Annotated in this window: 9 protein-coding genes; 6 read left to right on the top strand and 3 right to left on the bottom strand. The window is 57.8% G+C overall.

Annotated elements, in window-relative coordinates; translation table 11 throughout:
* Positions 1–114: 114 nt before the first annotated feature.
* The gene (locus tag WLY71_RS27430; RefSeq protein WP_347806054.1) at positions 115–1,497 is read right to left on the bottom strand and encodes a carbohydrate porin; all 1,383 of its coding nucleotides are present in this window, start codon (positions 1,495–1,497) and stop codon (positions 115–117) included.
* A gap of 363 nt (positions 1,498–1,860) precedes the next feature.
* On the opposite strand from WLY71_RS27430, the gene WLY71_RS27425 reads away from it, so the two are divergent.
* Together WLY71_RS27425 and WLY71_RS27420 are read left to right on the top strand one after the other, a co-directional pair.
* Positions 1,861–2,091 (top strand): VF530 family protein, encoded by a 231-nt coding sequence (locus WLY71_RS27425; RefSeq protein ID WP_007944895.1) that lies wholly within the window; start codon positions 1,861–1,863, stop codon positions 2,089–2,091.
* A gap of 2 nt (positions 2,092–2,093) precedes the next feature.
* Positions 2,094–2,744, top strand: coding sequence for a Pr6Pr family membrane protein (locus WLY71_RS27420; RefSeq protein WP_347806053.1), 651 nt, complete (start codon positions 2,094–2,096; stop codon positions 2,742–2,744).
* Between the two features lie 89 nt (positions 2,745–2,833).
* Here WLY71_RS27420 and WLY71_RS27415 read toward each other — a convergent pair whose 3' ends face one another.
* A complete protein-coding gene (locus tag WLY71_RS27415) occupies positions 2,834–3,619 on the bottom strand; it encodes a siderophore-interacting protein (protein WP_347806052.1) in 786 nt (261 codons plus the stop codon).
* Complete coding sequence (locus WLY71_RS27410; RefSeq protein WP_347806051.1) at positions 3,616–4,197, bottom strand: PadR family transcriptional regulator; 582 nt, start codon at positions 4,195–4,197, stop codon at positions 3,616–3,618. Before WLY71_RS27410 ends, WLY71_RS27415 begins: the two co-directional genes overlap by 4 nt.
* Positions 4,198–4,712: 515 nt before the next feature.
* On the opposite strand from WLY71_RS27410, the gene WLY71_RS27405 reads away from it, so the two are divergent.
* The 4 genes from WLY71_RS27405 (at position 4,713) to WLY71_RS27390 (ending at position 9,820) form a co-directional block, all read left to right on the top strand.
* Positions 4,713–5,207, top strand: coding sequence for a CS1 type fimbrial major subunit (locus WLY71_RS27405; RefSeq protein WP_347806050.1), 495 nt, complete (start codon positions 4,713–4,715; stop codon positions 5,205–5,207).
* Between the two features lie 85 nt (positions 5,208–5,292).
* Positions 5,293–7,818 carry a CS1-pili formation C-terminal domain-containing protein gene (locus WLY71_RS27400; protein ID WP_347806049.1) on the top strand — a complete coding sequence of 842 codons (2,526 nt, stop codon included), beginning with the start codon at positions 5,293–5,295 and terminating at the stop codon, positions 7,816–7,818.
* Positions 7,819–7,822: 4 nt separating this feature from the next.
* On the top strand, positions 7,823–9,034 hold the full coding sequence (locus WLY71_RS27395; protein WP_347806048.1) for a hypothetical protein: 1,212 nt from the start codon (positions 7,823–7,825) through the stop codon (positions 9,032–9,034).
* A 42-nt stretch (positions 9,035–9,076) separates the two neighbouring features.
* A complete protein-coding gene (locus WLY71_RS27390) occupies positions 9,077–9,820 on the top strand; it encodes a molecular chaperone (RefSeq protein ID WP_347806047.1) in 744 nt (247 codons plus the stop codon).
* The last annotated feature ends 43 nt before the right edge of the window (positions 9,821–9,863 follow it).

Below are 9,863 nucleotides of genomic sequence, written 5' to 3'. Positions count from 1 at the left end.
CATTCCCTGTGGGAGCGAGCTTGCTCGCGATGGCGGCCTCGCATTCAGCATTGATGTCGACTGACACTCCGCCATCGCGAGCAGGCTCGCTCCCACAGGTTTTTGTGGTGTTGGTTAGAACGATGACTGGATCTTGATCCCGCCAATCAGCGCGTCATCGACCTGGTCCACGCCACCGGGGTGGCGGATGTATTGCAGGTTCGGGCGCACGGTCAGCCAGTTCGTGACGTGCACGCCGTAATAGAGTTCGGCGCTGTATTCGGTGTCCTGCGGTGGCAGAAAGGACGGGTCGTTGTAGTCGAAGACCGCGCGGGCCTGATTGGTCGCCTCGGCGTTCTTGCGATAGGCCGGGTTGACGTGGACGCGAGCCAGGGCGAAACCGATGTCGTCCTTGGCGCGCGCATCGAACAAGCCTTTGTAGACGACGCCTGCCTGGACATAGTTGTCGATGGCGTTGGTCTTCTTGTCGTGCATCGTGCCGTTGGCGAACACGCTCAGGCCGCGGGAGTTGTCGCTGGCGCGGCTGGTCAATTGCTGCTGCACACCGAGCCACACACCGTGTTTGCTTGACGTGCTGCGGTAAGCCTCGCCACTCAGGGCTGCCGGCTGACCGTTGCTGTCCTTGTAAGCGTCGGTGGCGTTAGCACTGCTGTAGTAATAGCCGGCGCGGTATTCACCCGGCAGGCCGTTGAGCTTCGGCGACCAGACCAGTTCCACCGGCAGGATCGCGCCCTGGGTGCCGCTGCCGCTGAGCTTGAAACCGTTGTCGCGATCAAGGTTCGACGGGTTTTGCTCGTAGGCACCGACCTGCGCGTACAGCTCCGGCGTCAGGTGATATTTGACCCGCATCGCCCACTGGCTGACCGGCCAGTTGTACCAGATGCCACCGACCCAGTTGCCGACCTGCGAGCCGCAGAACGCCAGGTTCTGGAAGTCGCAGGGGAAGCTGTTGAAGTCTTCGCCTTCGCCGAAACGGCCGACCTTGATGTCGAGCTTTTGATCGAAGAATTTCTGCTGATACCACATCTGCGTCAGGCGCCAGGTTTGCCCGCGACCCCAGACTTCCTGAGCCGAGGTGAACCCGCCTACACGCGGATCATTGATGCGGTCGTTGCTGATGTTGTTGCCGTTGCGCTCGGTGATGGTCAGCTGAAATTCGGCGTGGTCCCAGCCCAGAATCTTCTGCAGGTCCAGGTGCGTGCCAAGGCCAAACTGGTCGCTGTAGCGAGCGGTGCGGTCATGGTCGTAACCGCCGTGCAGATTGCTGCCCATTTCGCCGGTGTAATCGACTTTGAAGTCGTAGCCTTTTTCCGAAAGTTCGGTGCGCGTGCCGTTCCAGTCGCCCAGCATCCACGGCGACTCACTATCGAAAGCCGGAGCGGCCTGGGTGCAAGTGGCGAGGCCCAGCGCGGTGAATCCGCCAATCAGGTTCAGGGCTTTTCGACCAGCAATAGTGGTGCGGACAGCGCTGTCTCGCGGAGTTTGAAGATAAGGCATAGGGGAAGTAATTCTGGGTCTTTTTCTGGGAAGTGAACTGAAGCGGCAGTATGTCGCGGGCAGCGGAAGCGTTTCAGCTTGACGGGCGCAAGGATAATGTCCTGTTACAAATAGAGAAAGCGCTTTTAACGACATGGAGCGTTTCGGATTTGGTAACAGTCAGTGGAAAAGATCGCAGCCTCGTTTCACTCGACAGCTCCTACAGGTGAACGCATTCCAATGTAGGAGCTGTCGAGTGAAACGAGGCTACGATCTTTTGCGTTTCACCTACATTTAACTGACTGCACACAGATCGCTTCCCCCCAACGAAGCCCTCGGCTAAGGTGCGCGGCTTCCCATTCTTTCACCGCTCGAAGGCCCGGCATGACCGAACAGAACAACAACCCGCTGCACGGCGTGACGCTGGAGCAAATCCTCAACGCGCTGGTTGAACACTACGAATGGTCGGGGCTGGCCGAGCGCATCGATATCCGCTGTTTCAAGAGTGATCCGAGCATCAAGTCGAGCCTGACATTCCTGCGCAAAACCCCGTGGGCGCGGGAGAAGGTCGAGCGCTTGTACGTGAAGCTGATGCGCACCAAGCGCCCGGTCTGAGCATGGTCAACCCACCGACGCCAGGTTCTGCCGCGAGGCGTCGTTTTGTCGCTGTGGCGGCGGTGCTTGGCTGGGCGGGACTGAGCATTCAGCTGTACCTGATTTTCTACTCACGCTGGACGCTGGCGGCCAGCCTGCTCGGTGGGCTGGTCAGCTTCTTCAGCTATTTCACGGTGCTGAGCAATACGCTGGTGGCGACCGTGCTGACGTGTGAGCTGACGTCCCGCGAGTCGGCCGCGCGACGCTGGTTTTTGCAGCCTTGGGTGAGTAGCGGCATTGCCGTGAGCATCGCCGTGGTCGGCCTGGGGTACAACGTGTTGTTGCGCCATTTATGGCATCCGCAAGGCTGGCAATGGCTGGCCGATGAGCTGATGCATGACGTCATGCCACTGCTGTTTCTGGCTTATTGGTGGTGCTGTGTGCCGAAAGGTACGTTAAGATTGCGGCATATCGCGGCGTGGGTGATCTATCCAGTGGTGTACTTCGCGTATTCGTTGTGGCGCGGGCATCTGCTGGCGGTTTATCCCTATCCTTTCATTGATGTCGGCAAACTGGGTTATCCACAGGTGTTTGTGAATGCCGGGGGGCTGCTATTGGGGTTTGTGGCGATAGCGTTGTTGGTGGTTGGGCTGGATAGACGTCATCGCCAATAAGATCGCCAGGATCGCAGCCTGCGGCAGCTCCTACAATGGATCGTCGTACACCCTGTAGGAGCTGCCGCAGGCTGCGATCTTTTAAGGTTTCACTCGTCGTCGCTTTCATCCGCCCGCCAGTAACCCACGGCTTTGACGAACTGCTCGTTAAGCCCGTGCTCATCCAGCAACACCCGGCGTATCTGCCGCGACACTTTGCTCTCGGTCGCCACCCAGGCGTACAGATTGCCGCTGGGCACTTGCAGCTGCTTCACCGTCTTAAGCAAGTTGTCCTTGCCGCCCTCGCGCAATACCCAGATCACGTTGACCTGCGCGGCACTTTCCAGACGTTGCTGTTCGGCGCCGTTCTCCACTTCCACGATCACCAATGTCCGGCGATTGGCCGCCAGGCCTTCCAGCCGTCGAGCGATCGCGGGCAGGGCAGTTTCGTCACCGATCAGCAAGTAGCTGTCGAAGATGTCCGGCACGACCATCGAGCCCCGTGGGCCGCCGATGTGCAGGAATTGGCCGGGTTTGGCCTGCTCCGCCCAAGTCGCGGCAGGGCCGTCGCCGTGCAGCACGAAGTCGATATCCAGCTCCAGTGTGTTCAGGTCGTAACGACGCGGTGTGTAGTCGCGCATCGCCGGCATCGGCCCGTTGTCTTTGCCTGCACCGAGCACCAGGGTTTCCAGGGCTGCTTGTTCCGCCGCGTTTTGAGGGAACAACAGTTTGACGTGGTCGTCCGTGCCGAGGCTGACGAAGCCCGCTAATTCCGGCCCACCCAGCGTGATGCGGCGCATGCGCGGCGTCAGGTCGACCACCCGCAACACTTCCAGGCGACGGCGTTTGATCTCGTGGCTGACACGGTGGATGGTTTGCACGATCACTTCAGTCATTCGGCTTGCTCCTGAGCGGGTTGAACGACAGGGCCATCGACGATGGCTTTGGCGGTGTTGTTAAGCAGGTCGCGCACCCGCAGGATTTCTTCCGGGCTCCAGCGGCCGTGATGCATCTGCAAGGCATGACGCAAGTTGTGCACTGCTTCGTGAATCTCGGCGGGGCGGTCATGGCCGCGCAATGAGCGCTTGCTGACTTCGATGCGCATCCGCACGCCGTCCAGTGCGATCGCCTGATCGCTTAACGACAGACGTCCGGCATCGGTGATGGTGTAGCGTTTTTTTCCGCCCTCGGCGTCGCCCAGGATCATTTCGCTTTCTTCAAGGAAGGTCAGGGTCGGGTAAATCACACCGGGGCTGGGGCTGTACGCGCCGTCGAACATGCTTTCGATCTGGCGGATCAGGTCGTAGCCGTGGCAAGGCTGCTCGGCGATCAGCGCCAGCAACAGCAATTTCAAATCGCCTGGGGCGAAGACCCGTGGGCCACGGCCACCGCGTTCGCGGCCGGGGCCTGGGCGTTTTTCGAAGCCGTCGCGGCCGTCGTTATGGTCGCGGTGTTGGGAATGATGGTCTCTCATTTTTCGCTGCTCTCGTCGTATTTAGATACAACTTAAGATATATCTTAAGCGCAGTGCAAGATGTTTTTTGCAAGGGGCTGATCGGTGCCGACGAGCGGTTGGCGCGATCAATGATGCAATTCACCAGGAAATATCACCGTACATCAGCTGATTTTGTCGCCGATGCAGGAATTGCTTAATAGTTAAAGCTATTGCTCTAATAATAGTTGAGCTTATGTTCTAAAAATCCTGCAAGTCCATTGTTGTCTAGGCGAAGCCGCTGTATGGTTTTTTTAGAAAAACTGTATGTAGGCTGTAACTTACAGTCACTGTTTGGTGTTTGGGTTTTTTGTTTCTTTTTCCTTCTGGTCATGAGGTTGTTTAACTACGCGCTCATGGGAAGTTGCCTGCTTACTTTCCGGAACAAGAAGTCGAAGATGTTTCGGCGTTGGAAGTTCAAATAAAGCGACCTGTTACGGGTAAGCATTTTTTAACTTTCAATGAACCGATTCCATAAAGAAAACAGGTATTTAACAATGTTCAAGAAAATCGCAATCGCTGCCCCATTGGCTTTTTTGGCGCTGGGTTCCTCCGGGGCATTTGCCGCAGGTGAAGCTGCTCACTCCATCAGCATCGTCGCCCACGTGCCGACTAATGGTTTCTACGTGGTGCCTACCCATCCTGACCTCGTCAACAAGGATCAGGATATGAGCTTCCAGCCTACCACCGGCAAAATGGGAGAAGTGAACGGGTTCTTCGATGTTCGTAACAACAACGGTTCGGTTCACGCCAGCCTGGATAGCGCGCCAAAACTGATCTCTGGTTCCAATACCATTGCTTTGAAAGTGGAACTCAATAACAAGGAACTCAACTTGACCCCGCAAATGGTTGTAGGTGAAGCCGAGTCTGACGTGAACTTCCGCGCACCGCTGAAAATCAGTGCGGTAGGTACGACCTTCCTGCCGGGCGACTACACCGGTGTCGTGGCAATGACCTTCGACGCTGTCCCTCCCGTGGGCGGCTCGCGCTAACTTTCAAAGTCGCGCAAACCGACAGGGCAAACAGCATTGTTTGTCCCGTCGGACTTCAACTTGATCGTAATCAGAGTAAGAGTTCATGTTCCCGATGACCCCCATCGCGGCTGCGCTTGCGCTGTTGTTTTGCGCCAGTGCAGCGGCGGCTCCCGTTTCTTCCGCCGGTACGACACCGCGAAGTCTCCTGGCGCAGGCCAAAGGTCTTCCGGCGGATTTCGAGGAGCATTTCTTTGATGTGCCTCTGGCTGTCCGGGTAGAACTCGATCAACAGCCTCTGGGAGAGGCCATGGTGGTGTTGTCTCGCGATGATCGCGTTACCCTGCTCGAATTTACCGACACCAGCGAAAACCGTTTCGGCCCCGCTGAACGGGAAAAATGGGCAAGTTATCTCAAGCCGGGTGTGCCGCTGGGCAATTGCACGGGATCATGCCCGGATCAGGTGCTGGCCGTGCACTACAACCTGGAAAGCTCGTTGGTTTCGATCCTCACCGAAAACGCCGAGCGCGATCTGGAGGCCAAGCGTTATTACGAGCAGCCGGATGGCGGCAGTAGCGGCCTGATGGTGCGCAACCAGCTCAACCTCAATGGCGGCCAGGATCAGGATCTGGGTGGGCGCTATGGCCTTGAAGCCAGCGCGAGCCTGGGCAACTGGAGCCAGACGTTCAACATGCAATTGGCCCGCCTCGGCGGTCCCGACGATAAGCTTTATCACGCGGTTCACGAGCTCTACACCCAGCGCGAACTGCAGGGCAGTTTCCTGCGCCTGGGCTATTTCACCCCAAGTTCCGAAGGGCTGACCCGTCAACCTCGTACGTTTGGCACCAGCCCCGATACCGCTGTCGGCGTCATGTTCGGCAGCTCTGACAGCCTGGCGATCAACAGTCCGATGCCCAGCGTCTACCCGATTTATGTCACGGCCAATCGCCAAGGGTCGGTGGAGATCTATCGCGACGGTCTGTTGATCAACACCCAGTCAGTGCCCGCGGGATTGCAAACCCTCGATACCCGGCCGCTGCCAGGCGGGATCTACGAAGTGGAAGTGCGCTTGGTCGAAGATGGCCAGATCACCTCCACTACCCAGGAGCTGGTGTACAAACCCAACAACTGGCGCAACCTCGATGAGCGCTGGCGCTACAACCTGTTTGCCGGTGAAGAAAGCAAACTGCTCAGTAACTGGGACCAGCAGTCCAGCGGCAGTCCTACGGCCGGCGCCTCGATCAATTACCTGTTGCACCCGCGAGTCATTCTCGGGTTATCGGCGCGGCAGATTCGCGAAAAACTGCAATACGGCAGTTCCATCGACTGGACCCTGGCCAATCACATCAGCCTGTATGCCAACGTGTATCAGACCCAGGATCATGGCACCGGTCTCGATCTGCAAAGTCTTTACAACTATGGCTCCGGTAGCCTGGTGATCAGCCACAACCGCAGCTGGCTGGACACCACCAACCTGTACGAAACCCTGCCAGACGGTACACGGGTGCGCCAACGCAATGTGTTCATGGGCGAAACCAGCAATTCATCCCTGGCGATCAACCATCGGGTCAGCAGTAAAAGTTCGATCAGCGGACGGGTGTCCCACAGCGAGGGCAACATCGATGGCATCGGTATGGATCTGGGTTGGACCCAGCGCGCTACGTTGCTTGGCAGCGATGCGAGTTGGCGTCTGTCGTTATTTGATCGCCCCGGCAGTTTCAGCAGTGGCGACGCACGCAACCGCGGGATCGACCTGAGCCTTAACCTGGCCTTGGGCGCGCCGGGCCAGCAGATCACCGGCAGCATCGGTTCGCGCACGGCCCGTGACGGCAGCCGCGACAACAATGCTTCCCTCGGCTGGCGCAAGGATTTGAAGGATCACGTGCTGCAAAACGTCTCGGTGACTGCACTCACTGACACCTACGGCGTGGGTGTGTCGAGCCTTGCCAACTTTCGTACCGACGCAGTCAATGGCGACGGTTTCGTCCAGCGTTCGTCCTACAACGGCAACTTCACCGGCGGTCTTAACCTGGACAGCACCTTGGTCGTCGGCGGCGAGCAAATGCTCATGACCAGCCATTACGAAATGCGTGGCGCGGGAATGATTGTCGACGTGGAATCAGACATCGACGACATCACCCTGCGCGCCGACGATTACAGCGGTGGCGGCGCGGCGTTGAAGCCGGGGCGCAATTTCATTCCGATTACCGCGTACCAGAACAGTTCGGTGAGCTTCGATTTTGAAGGCAATCACGTGCCGGCAGCGACCATCGAACCGCCGCGCACGCGCTATCACCTGAACAAGGGCGGGGTGGAGTACCGCAAGGTTAGGGTGATGAGAACCATGACGGTGCTCGGGCGACTGGTCGATGAACAGGGTCGGCCGCTCAAGGGCCATCACGTGATCAACCATGCCAGCCGCGGGGTGACGGAAGTCGACGGGTTCTTCTCGATGGAAATGAACGCCGGCTCACCGACGCTTGAAGTGCGCCAGGGCAACCAGTTGCTGTGCCAGTTCCGTCTCGATGCGAGCCGACATCGCAGTGAGAACAATGTGTTGATGATCGGTGATCTGCGCTGCACGCCGGACACCCTGGCGGACGTCGCCTCCAACGAGCAAAAGGCGGGGTGAATATATGAAGAAATCTACCTGTTATCTGGGGTTGTTAATGGCACTGGCGGTGCCTTCGGCTGAGGCGGCGAATCAGGAAATCAGAGCGTTGTTTCAGCCGGATCCTTCTCAGCCAAACAAAAATGCATTTCTCAACAAAACACCGAACAGTGGTTACTGCGCGAGCTATCCGGGTGAATGCGCTTCCAACAATATGTTCAGTATTCAGCTGCCGATCCGGTTCAACGCCAGCCGTTTCATCGGGGTCGGCGAAGGTATCCCATTGAAGGTGCCGGCCAACTGGCGACAGCTGACGGTGACCAATGCCGAGACCCATGAAACGGAGACTGTTGAAGTGCGCATCACCGGTGTTGGCTCCAGGTTCATTTTGAGCGAATCAGCGGCCAGTCTGGTGGGGGTGACCGACATACTCGAAGGTCATCAAAAGCTATGGACCAACAACAGTTGGGTCTACGCACCGGCACCCTGTCAATACAGCGGTGTTGGGGCTTACACCCCCACGAGTTATCGGTTTTTCTGGAAAACGCCCGTGGAAGCAGCTTGTGTCAAGGTGGCCGCTTACTTCATTCCCTCCATGTACTTTGACACCCTCGATATCGCCTATGAACTGCGCACTCCCAATCCCCTGGGCATGTCGAGCGGGCTGTACACAGGCTCGATTCCCTACACCCTGGGTCCCGGCGCCGATTTCGATCTGGGGCCAGTGATGCAACCGGACGACGCCAACCTGACCCTGGATTTCGTCCTCGACGTACAGCACACCCTGAAGGTTGACCTGCCACCGGGCGGCAACAAAGTTTCGCTGGAACCCGAGGGCGGTTGGCAACGCTGGATTGAAGGCGGTCGCAAACCGAGCAAGATCTACCGCGACCAGCTGTTTTATCTGTCGGCGTCGTCGCGCTTCAAAGTCATGATGCTATGCAGCTCGTCCGGCGGCACCCGCTGCAAGCTGTACAGCCCCAAAGGCAGTACCACCGAAGTGGAAACCTACCTCACCTTGCCCGACGGAATCATCGGGCCGGGCGGGCCGGTCAAGCTTTACCCGCTGAGATACAACACCTGGTCATCAGTCTTTCAACCAGGGATCTATGTGAATCGCAAGGCCGGCTCGCTACGTTTCGAGATGCCCAAGGACTCCATCGATTTTCTGCTGCGGCCCGGCGTGAGCGACACGTTCAGCGGCAACATCACCATTATCTGGGACTCGGAAGTTTGACCGCTCGAGCCTGGCCACTTTGTTCTTATGGGATAAAAGACGATGAACCGTGTGTTTTTGCTGTGGGTGCTCAGTGTGTTTTTCGGGACGGCCAACGCCGGGCCGCAGATCAATGTCGGCACCGTGTATGACTATCTGGATGCGGATAAAAGTACCTACCTCAAACGGGTATTCAACAGCGGCGATGCCACCGCTTTCGTCAAGGTCAACGTACTGGAAATCGTCTACGAGGCCGACGGCACGCCGAAGGAAATACCGCTCGAAGCTGCCGCCGACGGCGCCTCGCGCAACGGCGTGATGGCCAGCCCGGCGCGGCTGATCGTGCCGGCCCAGGGCATGCAGGGCACGCGTCTGTTGTACATGGGCGAGCGAGACCGCGAGCGCTACTTCCGTGTGCGTTTCGTGCCAGTGGTACCGGAGAAGGAAGATGAATTCGCCGTCTCAAGCGAAGAGCGCGAAGACTACAAAAAGAACCTGTCGGCCGGGGTCAACGTGATGACCGGGTTCGGCACAGTCTTTTTCGTGCGCCCCAAAGATGCTCGCTTCGAGACCGTCATCAATGACACTGCCAGCCGCTACGAGTTGAAAAATAATGGCAACACCGTGGTGATCGTCGATGAATTCAAAAGCTGCTCATTGAGTAACGAGAGTGACTGTGGCGCGACCACCAAACACCACGTCATGGCAGGCAAGGCATTTGGCTTCGACAAGGAAAAGGGGCGTGAATACCGTTTCATCCTGATCGAAGGCGACAGTAAAAAAGTCCTGAAGATTGCCAGCCGATAGGTCGGCTTTCCATCGACACAACGGGTATTGAACATGATCAAGC

The sequence above is a fragment of the Pseudomonas rossensis genome (assembly GCF_039888995.1).
GTDB classification, from domain to species: domain Bacteria; phylum Pseudomonadota; class Gammaproteobacteria; order Pseudomonadales; family Pseudomonadaceae; genus Aquipseudomonas; species Aquipseudomonas rossensis.
This window is presented reverse-complemented; position numbering and strand designations above follow the sequence as displayed.

What these genes read in the sequence shown, in the direction of transcription:
- WLY71_RS27430 (WP_347806054.1), bottom strand. Translation starts at nt 1,497, where the DNA reads ATGCCTTATCTTCAAACTCCGCGAGACAGCGCTGTCCGCACCACTATT.
- WLY71_RS27425 (WP_007944895.1), top strand. Translation starts at nt 1,861, where the DNA reads ATGACCGAACAGAACAACAACCCGCTGCACGGCGTGACGCTGGAGCAA.
- WLY71_RS27420 (WP_347806053.1), top strand. Translation starts at nt 2,094, where the DNA reads ATGGTCAACCCACCGACGCCAGGTTCTGCCGCGAGGCGTCGTTTTGTC.
- WLY71_RS27415 (WP_347806052.1), bottom strand. Translation starts at nt 3,619, where the DNA reads ATGACTGAAGTGATCGTGCAAACCATCCACCGTGTCAGCCACGAGATC.
- WLY71_RS27410 (WP_347806051.1), bottom strand. Translation starts at nt 4,197, where the DNA reads ATGAGAGACCATCATTCCCAACACCGCGACCATAACGACGGCCGCGAC.
- WLY71_RS27405 (WP_347806050.1), top strand. Translation starts at nt 4,713, where the DNA reads ATGTTCAAGAAAATCGCAATCGCTGCCCCATTGGCTTTTTTGGCGCTG.
- WLY71_RS27400 (WP_347806049.1), top strand. Translation starts at nt 5,293, where the DNA reads ATGTTCCCGATGACCCCCATCGCGGCTGCGCTTGCGCTGTTGTTTTGC.
- WLY71_RS27395 (WP_347806048.1), top strand. Translation starts at nt 7,823, where the DNA reads ATGAAGAAATCTACCTGTTATCTGGGGTTGTTAATGGCACTGGCGGTG.
- WLY71_RS27390 (WP_347806047.1), top strand. Translation starts at nt 9,077, where the DNA reads ATGAACCGTGTGTTTTTGCTGTGGGTGCTCAGTGTGTTTTTCGGGACG.